The sequence below is a fragment of the Streptococcus sp. 2021WUSS109 genome (genome assembly GCF_044427305.1).
GTDB classification, from domain to species: Bacteria; Bacillota; Bacilli; order Lactobacillales; family Streptococcaceae; genus Streptococcus; species Streptococcus suis.
In genome coordinates this window covers 76,471-93,309 of sequence record NZ_JAOTGF010000004.1, presented here as the reverse complement: position 1 = coordinate 93,309, position 16,839 = coordinate 76,471, and the positions used below count along the sequence as shown (strand labels likewise).

General features: G+C 42.7%; 16 protein-coding genes. 9 read left to right on the top strand and 7 right to left on the bottom strand.

Going from position 1 to position 16,839, the window contains the following annotated elements:
• Window positions 1–7 precede the first annotated feature (7 nt).
• The 4 genes from ODU37_RS02535 to ODU37_RS02520 form a co-directional block, all read right to left on the bottom strand.
• Window positions 8–739, bottom strand: coding sequence for a hypothetical protein (locus tag ODU37_RS02535; RefSeq protein WP_249562312.1), 732 nt, complete (start codon window positions 737–739; stop codon window positions 8–10).
• A 110-nt stretch (window positions 740–849) separates the two neighbouring features.
• Complete coding sequence (locus ODU37_RS02530; RefSeq protein ID WP_024407722.1) at window positions 850–1,692, bottom strand: sugar ABC transporter permease; 843 nt, start codon at window positions 1,690–1,692, stop codon at window positions 850–852.
• Window position 1,693: 1 nt separating this feature from the next.
• Window positions 1,694–2,989, bottom strand: a complete 1,296-nt coding sequence (locus tag ODU37_RS02525; protein WP_024376014.1) for a sugar ABC transporter permease — start codon at window positions 2,987–2,989, stop codon at window positions 1,694–1,696.
• A 212-nt stretch (window positions 2,990–3,201) separates the two neighbouring features.
• The gene (locus ODU37_RS02520) at window positions 3,202–4,461 is read right to left on the bottom strand and encodes an extracellular solute-binding protein (RefSeq protein WP_105159059.1); all 1,260 of its coding nucleotides are present in this window, start codon (window positions 4,459–4,461) and stop codon (window positions 3,202–3,204) included.
• A 302-nt stretch (window positions 4,462–4,763) separates the two neighbouring features.
• Here ODU37_RS02520 and malQ point away from each other — a divergent pair, with 302 nt between their 5' ends.
• Complete coding sequence (gene malQ / locus ODU37_RS02515) at window positions 4,764–6,281, top strand: 4-alpha-glucanotransferase (RefSeq protein WP_105147620.1); 1,518 nt, start codon at window positions 4,764–4,766, stop codon at window positions 6,279–6,281.
• 42 nt (window positions 6,282–6,323) lie between these two features.
• On the opposite strand, the gene ODU37_RS02510 is transcribed toward malQ, so the two are convergent.
• On the bottom strand, window positions 6,324–6,506 hold the full coding sequence (locus ODU37_RS02510) for a hypothetical protein (protein ID WP_002937045.1): 183 nt from the start codon (window positions 6,504–6,506) through the stop codon (window positions 6,324–6,326).
• Window positions 6,507–6,617: 111 nt separating this feature from the next.
• Here ODU37_RS02510 and ODU37_RS02505 point away from each other — a divergent pair, with 111 nt between their 5' ends.
• Window positions 6,618–7,142, top strand: a complete 525-nt coding sequence (locus ODU37_RS02505; RefSeq protein WP_024381249.1) for a hypothetical protein — start codon at window positions 6,618–6,620, stop codon at window positions 7,140–7,142.
• Window positions 7,143–7,195: 53 nt separating this feature from the next.
• Here the strand turns inward: ODU37_RS02505 and ODU37_RS02500 are convergent, their stop codons facing one another.
• Both ODU37_RS02500 and argS read right to left on the bottom strand, forming a co-directional pair.
• The gene (locus ODU37_RS02500; RefSeq protein ID WP_249562311.1) at window positions 7,196–8,110 is read right to left on the bottom strand and encodes an SH3 domain-containing protein; all 915 of its coding nucleotides are present in this window, start codon (window positions 8,108–8,110) and stop codon (window positions 7,196–7,198) included.
• A gap of 179 nt (window positions 8,111–8,289) precedes the next feature.
• Window positions 8,290–9,978 (bottom strand): arginine--tRNA ligase, encoded by a 1,689-nt coding sequence (gene argS, locus ODU37_RS02495; RefSeq protein WP_249562310.1) that lies wholly within the window; start codon window positions 9,976–9,978, stop codon window positions 8,290–8,292.
• Window positions 9,979–10,084: 106 nt separating this feature from the next.
• On the opposite strand from argS, the gene argR reads away from it, so the two are divergent.
• The 7 genes from argR (at window position 10,085) to ODU37_RS02460 (ending at window position 16,839) form a co-directional block, all read left to right on the top strand.
• Window positions 10,085–10,525 (top strand): arginine repressor, encoded by a 441-nt coding sequence (argR, locus tag ODU37_RS02490; RefSeq protein WP_002937036.1) that lies wholly within the window; start codon window positions 10,085–10,087, stop codon window positions 10,523–10,525.
• Window positions 10,526–10,539: 14 nt separating this feature from the next.
• The gene (gene mutS, locus ODU37_RS02485; protein ID WP_249562309.1) at window positions 10,540–13,080 is read left to right on the top strand and encodes a DNA mismatch repair protein MutS; all 2,541 of its coding nucleotides are present in this window, start codon (window positions 10,540–10,542) and stop codon (window positions 13,078–13,080) included.
• Between the two features lie 133 nt (window positions 13,081–13,213).
• The gene (locus tag ODU37_RS02480) at window positions 13,214–13,657 is read left to right on the top strand and encodes a LytTR family DNA-binding domain-containing protein (RefSeq protein WP_172026862.1); all 444 of its coding nucleotides are present in this window, start codon (window positions 13,214–13,216) and stop codon (window positions 13,655–13,657) included.
• Complete coding sequence (locus ODU37_RS02475; RefSeq protein WP_172030094.1) at window positions 13,654–14,094, top strand: DUF3021 domain-containing protein; 441 nt, start codon at window positions 13,654–13,656, stop codon at window positions 14,092–14,094. The genes ODU37_RS02480 and ODU37_RS02475 overlap by 4 nt, the downstream gene beginning before the upstream one ends.
• Before the next feature lie 33 nt (window positions 14,095–14,127).
• Entirely contained in the window at window positions 14,128–14,301 is a 174-nt protein-coding gene (locus ODU37_RS02470) for a hypothetical protein (RefSeq protein ID WP_169051013.1), read from the top strand.
• A gap of 140 nt (window positions 14,302–14,441) precedes the next feature.
• Complete coding sequence (gene nrdD, locus ODU37_RS02465) at window positions 14,442–16,613, top strand: anaerobic ribonucleoside-triphosphate reductase (protein ID WP_044758467.1); 2,172 nt, start codon at window positions 14,442–14,444, stop codon at window positions 16,611–16,613.
• A gap of 91 nt (window positions 16,614–16,704) precedes the next feature.
• A complete protein-coding gene (locus ODU37_RS02460; protein ID WP_002939130.1) occupies window positions 16,705–16,839 on the top strand; it encodes a hypothetical protein in 135 nt (44 codons plus the stop codon).

Genomic DNA, 16,839 nt, shown 5'->3' with positions numbered 1-16,839 from the left:
AGACCTCCTAGATTTCATCTCTGAATTTTGTTTTGAAAAATACCCATAACAAGCATAGTACAAATAGGATATTTTGTATGGTTAGAAGGGTAGTCACAGGTTGACCAAATAGTCCGATTAGACAGGCTATAAGAGTAGGCAGCCCCAGACAGTTGAGAGCAAAATTATAGCACTCTGCAAACGTTTCAAAATGGAAGAAACGAGACTTTTTAGTCAAAAAGAGGAAGAAGCTGGCTCCTAGTAGGATGAAGAGTAGGTTTGTTGTTAAAATAAAGGTCGAAATAAGAGTGATGGACAGTCCGACAGCTGCTCGGTTGGCTTGATACCATTTTTTAGAGATGGTTGTAGTCAAGGTGTCCTTACTAGCAAAATCGTCAGTATTCAAACCTTCATAAGTCAATTCGCTTAGAATATCACTTCCTTTACGAATAGTCAGAGACTGATTGGCGAATTGATAAGTAAAGTCAGAACTAGAGCTAACGGTATCACCAAATGTCACTTGCTCCCAGTTAGTATTTCCAGTATAGGTTAGGTGGTTGTTTTCGATGACTGCATGTTGACGGAGGTCATCTACGACCTGATCTGTCAGAGGTGCATAGATACCTTCTACGAAATTTTCTAAAGGATAGGTTTCGAGATTGACAGTCTGTAGGGAGCTCGGAATGAGCAAGAGCGCCACTAAAAAAAGCGTTGTAAACAACCGTTGCCAAAGGTTCGTTAGTCTACGATTGGCAAACATATTTCTTGGAGAGAAGATACTAGAAAAATAGGAAAAAGGATATGGGAGCATTCGTTGGACCTTTCATAAATATCAATGTTTCCCCTAAAAAGGGAAAAGGTGGGACAGGGTTATCCCTTGTCGCCACCGCTTGTTAAACCAGATACAAAGTTCTTTTGTAGGAAGAAGAATAGGATACTGATAGGGAGGGCAATAAGAATGGCACCTGCCGCAAAGTAGGCAATCTTCATATTTTTCACATCACTGATGAAGGTTTGAAGTCCGACAGCTACAGTATAGAATTCTTTTTCACGAAGCAAGAATTTGGATAGGATGTAATCTCCAAAAGGTCCCATGAAGGCCCAGAGCGCTTGTACAGCAATCATTGGACGAACGAGTGGGAGGACGATTTGCCAGAAACGTCTGAAGTGACCGGCACCGTCTAGTTTTGCAGATTCATCAAGTGAGATTGGCACCGTATCGAAGTAGCCTTTCATGAGCCAAGCGTTCATTGGGATACCACCACCGACATAAAGGAAGATGAGGAACCAGCTTTGGTTGAGCGCATTGAGCATGAGGGCCATAACGAAGAAGGCGGTAAGAGCAGCCATGGTTGGTACCATTTGGATAATCAAGAAGAAGACCAAACTCTGCTTACGAGCGATGAAGTTATAGCGACTATAAGCGTAACCCGCTAGTACCACTATACTTGTTTGAATAACCATTGTCAAGAGAGCAATGATAAGCGTATTGAGGTACCAGGTTCCGTATAGAGTCTCGCTAAAGAGCTTGCTGAAATTGTCTAGTGTAAAGTTGATATTGCTATCCAATTTGAAGGCAACCACGTTACCAGACTTGAAGGCAGACATGATTGTAATCAAGAGAGGATAGATGATGATAACAGACAGAACAATCAGATAGAGATAGGTTAAGGTCTGATTGATTCTACGTCTAAATTTTACAGATAATTTCATCTTATACATCCTCCATTTCAAAAGCATTTAGTTTTTTGAAGGCAATCATGGAAATACTGATGACAATCATTGAGATAATCAATGTAACTGCTGCCGCCATTGAGTATTGAGGTGATGTACCTGTGGTTAATTTATAAATCCATGAAATCAAGATGTCAGTTGAACCTGCTCCACCACCGACGCTACCAGGACCACCATTGTTGAAGAGGTAGATGATAGAGAAGTTGTTGAAGTTGAAGGTGTATTGGCTGATTAGTGTTGGAGCTGCTACTGCTAAAATCATCGGAAGGGTGATGTTACGGAATTTTTGAATGGCACTTGCACCATCAATGTAAGCAGCTTCATACAAGTCGTTTGGAATGGATTGCAAAATACCTAAGGTCAAAACATAGATATAAGGGAAACCAAGCCAAGCCTGCATCATAATGAGGGCAACTTTAGTCCAGAATGGGTCGGTCTTCCAAGGGATAAGGAAATTATCGATGAATGGTAGGAATTTGCTCAAGAATGGCAATACCTGTGTGTTAATAGCGCCGACACTATCGTTGAACATGTTACTAAAAGTCAAGATAGTTACGAAGGCAGGAACAGCCCATGGGAGCAAGAAGATAACACCGAAGATACGTTTTCCTTTGATGAATGGTTGATTTGCGATGATGGCTGTCAAGATACCGATAACAATTTGAGCTGTTGAAGCGCAGAGTGCCCAGATAATTGTCCAGCCAAGTACAGAACCAAATGCGGTACGGAATGTGCTTAGTTTCCAGATGTTTGTAAAGTTGGTAATACCAATCCAATCCAACAATGCGCCTGGTGGCAGGTGTTTGAAGTCGTAGTTTGTAAAGGCGATAAACAATGTAACGACAACTGGGAAGATGATAGCAAAGGTCATCGCAATATATGATGGGATAATCAAGAGATATGGGAAACCATTCTCATAGATACCTTTTACCATTTCTTTTAATGTGGTAGCCACTGGCATCCCTGAATTCCATCGTTTCGCAGTATCACGTGCGTCTTTTAGGTTGAGTGCATAGAAAGCGAGATAGACAACTGTGATAATTAAGTGGAAAGAACCACGAATCAGCATGAATAGCGAATTATCTTGTCCACGAACACTACCGAGGGTAATCAAGTTGCCTAATTCACCAGCTGCAATAGCAATAAAATAAACAAGGAAGGCAAGCGTAACACCTAAAAAGATGTATCCTTTGGCTTTTTGTTTATTGTAGATTTGTCCGAGACCAGGGATCAGGGACAAAAGGAGTGCCTTACCTGGATTTTGTTTCATAGTCATAGTCTCCTTATATAGCTTCTGAATAGATGGTGGATGTTATCGTCATTTAGTTTTTCTTTTATTACTTCATTAACTCGCCTTGCCTAACTTCAGTTATGCCTGCGGCTCATTGCCTCGTACTAAAAGTAAACTAAAAGACTATATCTATTCAGTTTATCGTTAAGTAATAAAGTAGACTGGGAAGAGAACTCCCAGTCCAACTTTAAACTTGACTAGTTGCTGTGTTTTTGAGCAATTTCGTCTGCAATAGCTTTCACAGCGTCTGTTGCAGCAGTCTTAGCGTCTTTTGAACCACTTGCAGCTTCGAAGAGCATGTTACCAGCTGGTGTCCAAACTGAACCCATTTCTGAGATGTTTGGCATTGGTTGAGCTGAAGCAAACTGGTTGATAACTGCAGTTGTCAATTCGTCTTTTTTGCTTACAGCATATTCACGAGCTTCAGTGTTAGCTGGAACTTCGTTTGTAGCGTCGTAAAGTGCTTTTTGTTGGTCTGTAGCAGTCAAGAAGTCAACAAACTTTTGAGCCATTTCTTGGTTTTTAGCACCTGCTGGAACAACCCATGCTTTACCACCACCGAATGCTGAGTAGTTTTTGCCGTTTACAAGAGTTGGTATTGTTGCTACACCATAGTTTACACCAGCTTCTTTATATGAAGCTGCTTTCCAAGGACCTTCGATGATAGCAGCTGCTTTACCGTCTGTAAATTGAGTGTTAATCAAGTTGTTTGCAGCAGTACCGTCTTGAAGACCTTGAGGCCATTTTTCGTACCAAGTTTTAGCGTATTCAATTGCTTTGATGGCGCCTTCATTAGCAAGTCCGATGTCTTTTGGATTTGTACCATTTTCACCGAATACATAGCCGCCGTAACCAGAAAGAAGTCCGTATGTATAGTAGAAATTCGTCCAGTCAGCTAGGAATGCTGAAGTTTTACCCTCTTCACCAGCAAATGCGTATTTACTGTCTTTAGCAAGTGTTTCAAGTTCTGCAAATGTTTTAGGAGCTTCAGTCAACAAGTCTTTGTTGTAGTAAAGAACAAGTGTTTCGATAACCGCAGGTGAACCGTAAACTTTACCACCGTTTGTTACAAGAGCAGTTGTTGTGTCATCTGCTTTGCTATCATCTGCAAGAGTCAATTCAGATAGTTGACCTTCAGAACCAAGGCTACCTACACGGTCGTATGGTGCCATCATAACGTCTGGGGCTGAACCTGATTGGTTATCCAATGATAAGTTATCCAAACCAGTTAAAGCATCACCAGTTTTAACGGTAACAGATACACCATTTTCTTTTTCGAAGCCAGCTTTGACATCGTTGATGTAAGATTCATAACCTTGGTCAACGTAGACAGTCAATTCTTTGCTACCTTCAGCAGACTTAGATACCTCTGTTGATGAACCTGAGTTTGAGCATGCAGCTAAAACAGCAGTTGATGCAGCAAGAAGAGCAACGCTCTTAAGGAGATTGTGTTTCATTTTCTTCCCTCCGAAGATAAATAGTTTTGTGTGACGCTTGCTTTGCGCAAACGTTTTCCTAAGTTGACTTCATTATACACTAGATTGAATCCGTTTGCAAGCGTTTTTATAAAAATTTTAAAAAATTTTTTTGAGTGTAAAAAAATATAAGAATTTTTTTGCACATATTAATGAAAAGAAATATGGAATGGCATGTGAACTAATAGAATTAAATGGAAATTCCTTGATTTGTTACCGTTTTCAGTATATAATAAAAAAGAGAAAACGTTTGCGTTATGCAAGCGGATTAGATAGGAGAACTTATGAAAGTAAGACAGAGTGGTGTGCTGATGCACATTTCATCATTACCAGGGAAATATGGAATTGGTTCCATGGGACAATCGGCTTATGAATTTGTTGATTTTTTGGTAAGAACTAAGCAACGCTATTGGCAAATCTTACCTTTGGGAACAACCAGTTATGGAGATTCTCCTTACCAGTCATTTTCAGCTTTTGCAGGGAATACTCATTTTATTGATTTCGATATATTGATTGATAAAGGCTGGCTAGCAGCAGAGGATTTACACGGTGTTGACTTTGGGCAGAATCCTACAGAGGTAGATTACGCAGCCATTTTTTATGCTCGCCGTCCATTACTGGAGAAGGTAGTTGCCAACATGAAGGCACAAGGCTTGCCAGAAGATTACTGGATGTTCTTAGGGGAGAATGACTTTTGGATTCATACCTTTGCGGAGTATATGGCTATAAAAGAGCATTTTGACCTCAAACCTTGGACAGAGTGGGAAGATCAAGGGGCGCGCTTACGTTACCACGATACCTTGGAATATTATCGTCACTTGTTGGCAGATCGAATTGATTATCACCGCATTACACAATATTTATTCTTTTCACAATGGAAGGCCTTAAAGGCTTATGCCAATGCCAAAGGTGTTGAGTTTGTTGGGGATATGCCGATTTATATCGCGGCTGATTCTGCCGATATGTGGGCTAATCCACATTTCTTTAAAACGGATGAAGAAGGCAAGCCGAGTGTGGTTGCAGGATGCCCACCAGATGCCTTTTCGGAAATTGGTCAGCTTTGGGGCAATCCGATTTATGATTGGGAAGCGATGAAGCATGATGGATTTACTTGGTGGGTTGCTCGTTTACGTGAATCATTTAAGATATACGATATGGTACGTATCGACCACTTTATCGGCTTTGCCTCCTTCTGGGAAATTCCAGCGGGTGAAGAAACAGCTGTAAATGGCTATCGTGTCGAAGCACCAGGTTTTGAATTATTTGATACAATCAAACGTGAACTCGGAGACTTAAATATCATAGCTGAGGATTTGGGCTCTGTGACAGACAAGGTCATCCAATTACGTGATACAACAGGTTTTCCTGGTATGAAAGTCTTGCAATTTGCCTTTGATCCTGAGGGCGACAGCATTGAAATGCCACATAACCATCCTAATAATGTGGTGGCATATACGGGAACCCATGACAATGATACGATTCTTGGCTGGTACGAAAATGAAACAACGAAAGAATCGCGTGCATTCTTAGATAAGTACAGCAATCGTCATGAGGGCGAAACGGTCAGTCATGCTCTTTTCCGCTTGCTCTTTGGTTCACCTGCCTTTATGGCGGTGGCTACTATGCAGGACCTACTTGGTTTGGATGGTTCAGCTCGCATGAACTTGCCAAATACGCTTGGTGGTAACTGGACTTGGAGAATGACGGCGGATCAATTGACACCAGAGATTGAAGCGGAATTGCTAGACCTTACAGAAACCTATCGTCGGGTTAATGTGCATTTGGTTGATGAAAAGTCATAATAAAATGAACTCCTCTAAGCAGCTAACTTAGAGGAGTCTTTGTTATCTCTGTTGTCGGACATAGAGCCAGTAGCGAATCCAGTAGTAGATGGTGTAGAGTAGGCAGGCTACGATAGTCCAAATGAAAAATGTATTCAGCACTTTAGCAAGACTTGGCAATAACCAGTTAATCAGTAGAGTGACTACAAAAATAATCACTCCGATATAGGTGGGCAATTTCTTCATGAGTTTTCCTCCTTTGAACTTAGTATAACAAAATTATATTTGCAGTCAAATGAAATATATGATTGACAATATAAAAATATGAGTATAAAATATAGAAAAAAGGAGGCTATTATGAAAAGACCAATTCATTTGTATATCTTTGTTGTGCTGTCATCTATTGCGAGCGTATTGCGTGTCTTTAATGTGTTTTTTGCGAAGTACGATGAGGCAGCTGTGCGTCAATTGTTGCAGAATTTTAATGTAGAGGGGCTTGATGAGGTATATTTTACCTATATGAGAGAGTCTGTCAATTTCCAAACGAATCTTGTCAATAAGGCATTTGCAGTTGTGTTATTACTTGCTGTGATTGCGACGATTGTACTGCTTTTCCTCAAGAAAAATGAGCAGGCTTCTTATACCTACCTGGGTTATCTTTTTGTAACTCTCTTATTTTCGACCTATGCTTTTATTGGTGAGAAAGGGTTGAGTCAAATTTATACTGATTCAGTTATGCGTCAGTCAGTAGAGGCGCAGGCAATGATGAATTATATTATTCGAGTTGTCCTATTTGCTATCTATTTTGGGGTAACTATTTTCTTCCATCTGCGTAAACCGAAAGAAAAACCGAGCACAGCTATTAATTCGACAGATATTTAATGAAAAAGCACAGTCTAAAAAGATTGTGCTTTTAAATATTGTCTTTTTTGTGATCAGGAGATGGCGATGTAGCGTCGGGCACCTGAGTAACTGATATAGCTAATCCATGTGCGACCTTCGGCAGTAATAACTTTATCATAGCGAACGACTGAGCCAGCTCCGTAGAAGGTGATTTCAGGACTGGACAGACTTGGATTGTTGCGGACACTAGAGTAGGACTGGATGGTGTAGCTTCCTGATGCTGGTAGGCTATTGTTTATAGATTGAGTAATGGTAGGTTGGATAGCGATATAGCGCCGAGCTCCAGAATAGCTGATATAGCTAATCCATTGTTGTCCGTCGGCTTCAAGAACCTTGTCGTAGCGGACGCTTTCGCCAGCATAATAGTAATCGAGGGTAGGGCTAGATAGACTAGCTTGAGATTTGATGGCCAGTTGGCTGGTAAAAGTATAGGTGCCGCTTGGGGCTAAGGCGGGTTGAGAGTTGGTTGTTCCCGCTCCGAGGTCTTTAAAATGAATGTAGCCGCTAACGGCATTTTTGGGGATAACTCGCCTTCCGTAGGTATAGCGAACGCCGTAGTTGTATTCCTCAATCTCTACGGTATCTCCATTTACTGCAGAAACCCATGCGACATGCATGGGAGTTTCCCACCAGGCAACGGCGCCGACAGTAGGTGTCATGTTAACTTGATAACCTTCTTGTTTGGCACGATGGCCCCAAACATTGGCATCACCATAGGCAGGTGGTAATGTAAAACCGTTAACAGTGCTAAGTCGAAAGGCTACAAAGGAGGTGCACTGGCGTGTGTAGAGTCTCCATGGATCGACTGCATCAACTGCTGTGTAGGGATAGTCATCTCCTCGTGCATTGGCTGAGGCTGAAGGTGGGGATTGTAAATTGATACCGACAATGAAAATGGCAGCTAGAAGCTGACAGGCGATTTCTTTTCTTCTCAAGAATGTTTTCATTATTTCTCCTTGTGTAATAGATGTAGAGGCATCACTTGTGCCTCCCATCTATGTATTCGTAATTGAAATGAATCTTTTTGATTTTCATTTGGGATAAGGAGTTGTTGTGATAAGGAATCGGAAACGAGAGTAGGCAATGTGGTAGAAAAAAAGCCTCGGCTGATGGCCGAGGGCTTTGATTACATTTTTTCTGGTGCTTTTACGCCGAGAAGACGTAGAGCTTCTTTGAGGACAAGTCCTGTTGCGTAGGCAAGTGCTAGACGGCTGTCACGCTCTGGGCTTTTATCCAAGATACGAGTGTGTGCGTAGTACTTGTTGAAGGCTTGCGCCAGGTTGATAGCATATTTAGCAATGAGGGATGGGTCAAATTTGTCACCAGCACGTTCGACAACGTTTGAGAAGTTTTGGATGTGCTTGATGATGTCCCAGCTTTCTGCATCAGCCAGTTTGTAGTCATTCTCTGCGCTTGGTACAAAGTTTGCCTTGCGTAGGATAGATTGGATGCGGGCGTATGCGTATTGTACATAAGGACCTGTTTCACCCTCGAAGGAAACCATAGCTTCTAGGTCGAAGTCGTAGCCGTTGTCACGGTCGGTTTTGAGGTCGTAGAACTTCACAGCGCCGACCCCAACTGCGTGTGCTACTTCTTCCTTGTTTTCAAGGTCAGGGTTTTTAGCTTCGATTTGAGTAAGGGCGCGTGAAATAGCTTCATCTAGAGTTGGCTCGAGTAGGATGATATTTCCTTTACGAGTGGATAGCTTTTTCTTGTCCTTGGTAACCAGACCGAAGGTGATATGGGTCATATCGTCGCTCCAGTCGAAATCCATTTCTTTCAAGACAGCCTTGAGTTGTTTGAAGTGGTTGATTTGCTCCTGACCAACGACATAGATGCTTTTCACAAAGTCGTAAGTGCGTTTGCGGTACATAGCTGTTGCCATGTCACGTGTGATATAAAGTGTTGCACCGTCTGTTTTCATGATGAGGGCTGGTGGAAGATTGTAGCTTTCAAGGTCAACGATTCTCGCACCTTTAGATTCTTGAAGAAGTCCTTTTTCTTCTAAGATTTGGATGCCTTCGTCCATCTTATCGTTGTAGAAAGCTTCGCCATTATAGCTGTCGAAAGTTACATCGAGTTTGTCGTAAATGCGGTTGAATTCGACCAAGCTTTCATCACGGAACCATTGCCATAGCTCGTGTGCTTCTGGATCGCCATCTTCCAATTTTTTGAACCATTGACGTGCTTCGTCGTCCAACTCAGGCTTTTCTTCCGCTTCAGCGTTGATACGCACATAGAGTTTGAGGAGTTCTGAAATTGGGTCTGCTTCGACCGCAGCCTTGTCACCCCAAAGTTTGTAGGCAACAATCAACATACCAAATTGTTTACCCCAGTCACCCAAGTGGTTGATGCGGATTGGCTTGTAGCCAAGCTTTTCGTGGATGTTAGCAAGGGCATCACCGATAACGGTTGAGCGCAAATGTCCAACTGAGAATGGTTTAGCAATGTTTGGGCTAGACATGTCGATGGTTACATTGCGTCCTTGACCAATGTTGAGTTTACCGTATTGGTCTTTTTCAGTAATAACATCTGTCAAGACTTGGTGGGAAATCGCAGCCTTGTCCAAGAAGAAGTTGACGTAAGGACCAGTTGCAACAACGTTCTCAAAGCCAGTTGTATCGAGTTTTTCAACGATGTCCGTTGCGATAGCCTGTGGAGCCTTGCGTTCCACTTTAGCGAGTGAGAAGGCTGGGAAGGCAATATCGCCCATTTCTGATGATTTTGGTTTTTCTAGCAGATTGTAGATAGCTTCCACTTCCAAACTCGGAAGGATGGCAGCCAATCTTTCTGCAATCACTTGTTTTTGATTCATATAGGATTTCCTCCAAAGTTATTGATTCTATTTTAACACATTTCTAGGCTAATAGCGGGGAAAAGTGTTATAATATTTCTATAAATATACATTTTGAGGTAAAATGATGAATAAAGCAGGACGACATGATTTAATAAAGGCCATGATTCGTCAAGAAAAAATAGGGCGACAAACGGATATTCAGCAAGGTTTAGAGGCTCGAGGGGTAGTGGTAACCCAGACAACCTTGTCTCGTGATTTACGTGAGTTGGGAGTGATAAAAATTCATGAAAATGGGCGTTCATTTTATTCTTTGGCTATCGAAGAAGAGCGCGTGAATTTTATCCAATTATTGGCACAATATGCGTATAAAGTAGATCGGGCTAGTTTTATTCTGGTCCTTCATTCAGAACTGGGAGAAGCGGCCTTGATGGCCAATATCATTGATGCAGAAAAGCCAGAGACTATTTTGGGAACGCTGGCGGGAGCTAATACACTTTTAGTTATTTGTCGAGATGATGTAGCGGCTCAGCAAGTTGAAGCGGAGATTAACTACTATTTGAATTAGAACAGGGAGAGATGATGGCAACAGAAAAAATTTCTCCGGGAATGCAGCAGTATCTGGATATAAAAGCACAGTATCCAGATGCTTTTTTGCTTTTCCGTATGGGAGACTTTTATGAGTTATTTTATGAAGATGCGGTAGAAGCGGCACAGATTTTGGAATTGTCCTTGACCAGTCGGAATAAGAATGCGGAGAATCCGATTCCTATGGCGGGGGTACCGTATCACGCGGCACAACAGTATATCGACACACTTGTTGAACTGGGGTATAAGGTCGCTATTGCTGAGCAGATGGAAGATCCTAAGCAGGCAGTCGGCGTGGTCAAGCGGGAAGTAGTGCAGGTCATTACTCCTGGTACGGTAACAGATTCGTCCAAAATGGGAGCCGACAGTAACTATTTGGTTGCGATTGACCGTCAGGGAGTGCAGTTCGCACTTTCTTATATGGATGTGTCAACAGGTCAGTTTTTTGTGACTAGTCTAGATGATTTTACCAGTCTTTGCGGTGAAATCCGCAATTTACGGGCACGTGAATTGGTCATCGGCTATGCTCTGTCGGAGGAAGAGGAGCAGGTTTTCTCGAATCAGATGAACTTGTTGCTGTCTTTTGAGGATGAGGTGACGGAGGATGTTCAGCTGATTGACAACTCGCTGACGGATTTGGAAAAGGCTGCGGCAGGTAAACTCCTCAGCTACCTTCATCGGACTCAGATGCGAGATCTGAGCCACTTGCAAAAGGTGGTCCATTATGAAATCAAGGACTATCTGCAAATGGACTATGCAACCAAGTCCAGTCTAGACCTGCTTGAAAACGGTCGGACAGGCAAGAAGCATGGTAGTTTGTACTGGTTGCTAGACGAAACCAAGACAGCCATGGGTATGCGACTATTGCGGACATGGATTGATCGTCCCTTGATTGACCTTGAGCGAATTGAGAATCGTCAGGCTGTCGTTCAGGTTTTTCTGGATTACTTCTTTGAACGGAGTGACTTGGTCGAGGCTTTAAAAGGTGTTTATGACATCGAACGCTTGGCCAGTCGGGTGTCTTTTGGAAAAACCATGCCCAAGGATCTCTTGCAACTCTCCCAGACTTTGGGAAATATCCCAGCAATCAAGAATATCTTGCTACAAATCAATGAGCCTGCTCTAGGAAATCTAGTAGCTGGATTGGACCCAATTCCAGAACTGCATGCTCTCATCAGCTCTGCTATTGACCCAGAAGCCCAAGGGACCATCACAGATGGAAACATCATCCGTACGGGTTTTGACGAAACGCTGGATCAGTACCGCCTGGTCATGCGTGAGGGAGCGGGTTGGATTGCGGAGATTGAGGCCAAGGAGCGTGAAGCGTCTGGTATCAACAATCTTAAGATTGATTATAATAAAAAAGACGGCTACTATTTTCATGTGACCAATTCCAATCTGGGCAATGTGCCGGACCATTTTTTCCGCAAGGCGACTTTGAAAAATTCGGAACGCTATGGTACGGAAGAACTGGCTAAAATTGAAGGGCAGATGTTGGAGGCGCGTGATAAGTCGGCTAACCTAGAGTACGAGATTTTTATGCGGATTCGTCAGGAGGTTGAAAAGTACATCAGCCGCTTGCAGAAGTTAGCTCGGACCATTGCAACCATTGATGTTTTGCAGGCCTTTGCAGTTGTGGCGGAGCAGCAACATTTGGTTTGTCCACGCTTTACAGATCAAAGAGAATTGACCATTGACCGTGGACGTCATGCGGTGGTGGAGAAGGTCATGGGCAAGCAGACCTACATTCCTAACTCTATTCACCTGAATACCGATACGCATATGCAACTAATTACAGGTCCAAACATGAGTGGTAAGTCTACCTATATGCGACAGTTGGCGGTTATCGTCATCATGGCACAGATGGGTTCCTATGTGCCTGCGGATCAGGCTGAATTACCGATTTTCGATGCTATTTTCACCCGAATTGGGGCGGCAGACGACTTGGTTAGTGGTCAATCGACCTTCATGGTCGAAATGATGGAGGCCAATAAGGCAGTCCGTCTGGCGACAGATCGTTCGCTCATCCTCTTTGATGAGTTGGGACGGGGAACGGCCACCTATGACGGTATGGCCCTGGCTCAGTCTATCATCGAGTACATCCATGACAAGATTGGTGCCAAGACTCTTTTTGCCACCCACTACCATGAGTTGACAGACCTTAGCCAGACCTTGGAACACTTAGAGAATGTCCATGTATCGACCTTGGAGAAGGACGGCCAAGTCACCTTCCTCCACAAGATTGCCCAAGGTCCAGCTGACAAGTCCTACGGGATTCATGTGGCTAAGATTGCAGGAATGCCAGAGGAGTTATTGGAGCGAGCGGATAGGATTTTGCAGACACTTGAAAACCAAGCCCCTACTGCACCAGCTACCCCAGCTCCGTCAGTAGTGGAAGAGCCGTCTGGTCAAATCGACCTCTTCGCAGACACGCCTTCTCACCCAGTCCTCGATGAACTGGAAAAACTAGACATCTACAATATGACCCCAATGGAAGTCATGATGGCAGTTGCGGAGTTGAAGAAGAAATTATAAGACAATGAAAGTCAGGACAGCTGTTCTGGCTTTTTTTGCCGTTTAGTGCGGGAAAATGACCACATAGTCAAAAGCCCTTGAAACCAGTAAAGAAATGGTGTTTAATAGGGTCAGAAAGAAAAAAGGAGAAAAGATGAAAGTAAAACTAGCGATTTCACCAGATATTTTGGAAGACTTAGTGACCATTGAGGCTCAAGCTATGTCTGAGCAGATTACACAGTTGGTGGCCTATGTTCAAAATCTAGACAAGCAGACATCTAGGCTGACAGTCAAAAAAGGAGAGCAGGTCTATCTTTTGGAACATGATGAGATTGTCAGGCTCTACTTGGAAGACAAGGTTTTACAGGTGGAAACGGTGGGAGATTCCTTTACTTCCAACCTACGCTTGTATCAGGTTAAGGAGGAACTGCCTGCTAACTTTTTGCAGATTTCCCAGTCGGAAATCATTCACATCAAGCAATTGGAACACCTCAAGTTGACAGCCAATGGTCTGGTCAAACTAGTCATGAAAAATGGCTCTGTCACCTACTCGTCCCGTCGTTATCTCAAAGTTATCAAAGAAAGGTTAGGATTATGAAAAAATACATCTTATCAGCCAGTTTAGGCGTTACAATCGGCAGTTTGATTTCAATCGTCATGGCGGGTTTCTTTAGCGAAGGCTATTATTTGCCAGTTAATCCACATTCAACCATGGGGGCTTATTACCTAAGCAATTTTAATCAGGTAACCGTCATGCTTATCTGTGTACTGATTTGGGCAGCAATCGGTTTCTTGTTTCAGCTGGCAGACAAGATTTTTGAACAGGATTGGAGCCTTTTGAGAATGACGGCAACGCATTTTTGCATCACAGCTTTAGGCTTCACACCGCTGAGCATTTTGGCTGGCTGGTTTCCCGTGAAACTAGGTACCCTCCTCTTCTTCTGGTTTATCTTTGTCTTGGTCTATGCTTCTCTCTTTTTCCTAAACTATCGGAAAATGGAGCGGCAGATTCAGGACATCAACGGTCGTTTGTAGTATAATAGCACTATCATTTAATTGGAGTGTCTTATGAAAATTATTTTGACGATTGTCTATAGTTTAGGGGTAGTGTGGAATACTCTCTATATTGCCTATAATGTCGGTAAACTTCCTTTGTTAAGTTTGCTTTGGCCTGCTGTGATTTTAGTGGCCTGTGCTATTAACCTGTACTTTTTATGGACTAGAAAACAAGAGTCAGAATAGGCTCTTGTTTTTAGTTATTTTAGAATATGAACTATATATTGTGTAAAAAAAAGAAAATTAACTTTTTGTATACTAGATATTGATTTTTATTTTGTGAAGTGCTACACTAATAGAAGTGAAGAATTTTGGAGGTTTGTCAGATGAATGTGCAAGAAAATGTCTTACCGAGTATAGAATTATTGGTTTTGAAACGTGATGGACGGACAGTATCCTTTGATCAGGATAAGATTTTTTCTGCTCTTCGGCGGGCAAACCAAGAATTAGAACATCCTGTTTCAGAGGCAGGGTTAAAAATTGTATTAGAAGCTGTTTTGGCTGAAATTGGTCGCCGATTTGAGAAAGATGTTCAAATTTACGAAATTCAAACGGTCGTTGAACAGGAATTGTTAAAGGCTCATTTATATGATTTGGCGGAGCTTTATATTCAATACCGAACACGCCGTGATTTTCGCCGTCATCAGGCTACCGATATTAATTTTGAGATCCATAAGCTGTTGAGCAAGGATCAGTCTGTGGTCAATGAAAATGCCAATAAAGATGCGGATGTGTTCAACACTCAACGGGACCTGACAGCAGGAATTGTCGGTAAGTCAATCGGTCTCAAATTATTGCCAGCTCATGTGGCTAATGCCCATCAAAAGGGGGACATCCATTATCACGACTTGGATTACAGCCCTTATACACCAATGACGAACTGTTGTTTGATTGATTTTAAAGGGATGTTAGCACAAGGCTTCAAGATAGGAAATGCGGATGTAGAAAGTCCAAAATCAATTCAAACAGCTACGGCTCAGATTTCACAAATCATTGCCAATGTGGCCTCTAGTCAATATGGTGGTTGCTCAGCTGACCGTATCGATGAAGTTTTGGCGCCCTATGCGGAACTCAATTACCAAAAGCATTTGAAAGACGCCAAGGATTGGGTGTTAGCAGACAAGCAAGAAGAATATGCGCGTGCTAAAACGCAAAAAGACATCTATGACGCTATGCAGTCTTTGGAGTATGAAATCAATACCCTTTTTACTTCCAATGGACAAACCCCCTTTACCTCACTCGGTTTCGGGCTAGGGACATCGTGGTTTGAGAGAGAAATTCAAAAAGCGATTTTGAACATTCGTATCAAGGGTCTGGGGCGCGAAGGTCGGACAGCTATCTTTCCTAAGCTGATTTTCACAGTTAAGCGTGGCTTGAACTTGGAGCCAGATTCTCCAAACTATGACATCAAACAATTAGCGATTGAATGTGCAACCAAGCGTATGTATCCAGATATGCTTTCTTATGACAAGATCGTTGAGTTGACAGGTTCCTTCAAGGTGCCAATGGGCTGTCGCTCCTTCCTTCAAGGTTGGAAGGATGAAAATGGCCAAGATGTGACATCTGGTCGTATGAACCTCGGTGTCGTAACCGTCAACTTGCCACGGATTGCCATGGAGTCTGCTGGAGACAAGGATAAGTTCTGGGAAATCTTTGCAGAACGCATGGCCATTGCCAAGGATGCTCTAGTCTATCGTGTGGAACGAGTGAAGGAAGCAACCCCGGCCAATGCTCCAATTCTCTATCAATATGGGGCATTCGGCAAACGCTTGGCTAAGACAGACGCTGTAGATGAAGTCTTTAAAAATCGTCGAGCAACCGTATCTTTGGGCTACATTGGTTTGTATGAAGTCGCAACAGTATTTTACGGTGGTCAATGGGAGACCAACCCAGAGGCAAAAGATTTCACGGTGGATATTATCAAGAAAATGAAAAACTTGGTTGAAGATTGGTCGGATGAATATGGTTATCATTTCTCAGTTTATTCGACACCATCTGAAAGCCTGACAGACCGCTTCTGCCGTATGGATACAGAGAAATTTGGCATTGTTAAGGACATTACGGATAAAGAGTATTACACTAACAGTTTCCATTATGATGTACGCAAAAATCCAACACCGTTTGAAAAATTGGATTTTGAGAAAATTTATCCTGCTGTAGGTGCTAGTGGTGGCTTTATCCATTACTGTGAATACCCTGTACTGCAACAAAATCCAAAGGCCTTGGAGGCTGTTTGGGACTATGCCTATGACCGTGTGGGCTATCTGGGGACCAATACTCCGATTGACCATTGTTACGCTTGCGATTTTGAGGGCGATTTTGAGCCTACGGAGCGTGGCTTCAAGTGTCCAAGTTGCGGGAATAGTGATCCTAAATTGGTAGATGTGGTTAAACGAACTTGTGGTTATCTAGGCAATCCACAGGCCCGTCCGATGGTAAAAGGACGTCACAAGGAAATTTCGGCGCGTGTGAAACACATGAATGGGTCGAGCTTATAAGTAATAAACAGACTATGTAGAGCTTCCACAGTTCCAGTTAGCTGTGGAAGTTTATTATAAACGAACAAGAGATAAAAAAGAGGAGAAAACAATGGGAAAATACCAATTAGACGATAAGGGGAAGGCCCTGGTGACACGCTATCATGAGAAGAATTCTAATGTGAAGCAGGATAAAAAAGCGCGTGTGCAGGAATTGCTCAAACAAGCAAAAAACAAGAAAAAATAG

Excerpts from the sequence above, each read along its gene's own strand:
- ODU37_RS02535 (WP_249562312.1), bottom strand. The coding sequence starts at position 739 with ATGTTTGCCAATCGTAGACTAACGAACCTTTGGCAACGGTTGTTTACA.
- ODU37_RS02530 (WP_024407722.1), bottom strand. The coding sequence starts at position 1,692 with ATGAAATTATCTGTAAAATTTAGACGTAGAATCAATCAGACCTTAACC.
- ODU37_RS02525 (WP_024376014.1), bottom strand. The coding sequence starts at position 2,989 with ATGACTATGAAACAAAATCCAGGTAAGGCACTCCTTTTGTCCCTGATC.
- ODU37_RS02520 (WP_105159059.1), bottom strand. The coding sequence starts at position 4,461 with ATGAAACACAATCTCCTTAAGAGCGTTGCTCTTCTTGCTGCATCAACT.
- malQ (WP_105147620.1), top strand. The coding sequence starts at position 4,764 with ATGAAAGTAAGACAGAGTGGTGTGCTGATGCACATTTCATCATTACCA.
- ODU37_RS02510 (WP_002937045.1), bottom strand. The coding sequence starts at position 6,506 with ATGAAGAAATTGCCCACCTATATCGGAGTGATTATTTTTGTAGTCACT.
- ODU37_RS02505 (WP_024381249.1), top strand. The coding sequence starts at position 6,618 with ATGAAAAGACCAATTCATTTGTATATCTTTGTTGTGCTGTCATCTATT.
- ODU37_RS02500 (WP_249562311.1), bottom strand. The coding sequence starts at position 8,110 with ATGAAAACATTCTTGAGAAGAAAAGAAATCGCCTGTCAGCTTCTAGCT.
- argS (WP_249562310.1), bottom strand. The coding sequence starts at position 9,978 with ATGAATCAAAAACAAGTGATTGCAGAAAGATTGGCTGCCATCCTTCCG.
- argR (WP_002937036.1), top strand. The coding sequence starts at position 10,085 with ATGAATAAAGCAGGACGACATGATTTAATAAAGGCCATGATTCGTCAA.
- mutS (WP_249562309.1), top strand. The coding sequence starts at position 10,540 with ATGGCAACAGAAAAAATTTCTCCGGGAATGCAGCAGTATCTGGATATA.
- ODU37_RS02480 (WP_172026862.1), top strand. The coding sequence starts at position 13,214 with ATGAAAGTAAAACTAGCGATTTCACCAGATATTTTGGAAGACTTAGTG.
- ODU37_RS02475 (WP_172030094.1), top strand. The coding sequence starts at position 13,654 with ATGAAAAAATACATCTTATCAGCCAGTTTAGGCGTTACAATCGGCAGT.
- ODU37_RS02470 (WP_169051013.1), top strand. The coding sequence starts at position 14,128 with ATGAAAATTATTTTGACGATTGTCTATAGTTTAGGGGTAGTGTGGAAT.
- nrdD (WP_044758467.1), top strand. The coding sequence starts at position 14,442 with ATGAATGTGCAAGAAAATGTCTTACCGAGTATAGAATTATTGGTTTTG.
- ODU37_RS02460 (WP_002939130.1), top strand. The coding sequence starts at position 16,705 with ATGGGAAAATACCAATTAGACGATAAGGGGAAGGCCCTGGTGACACGC.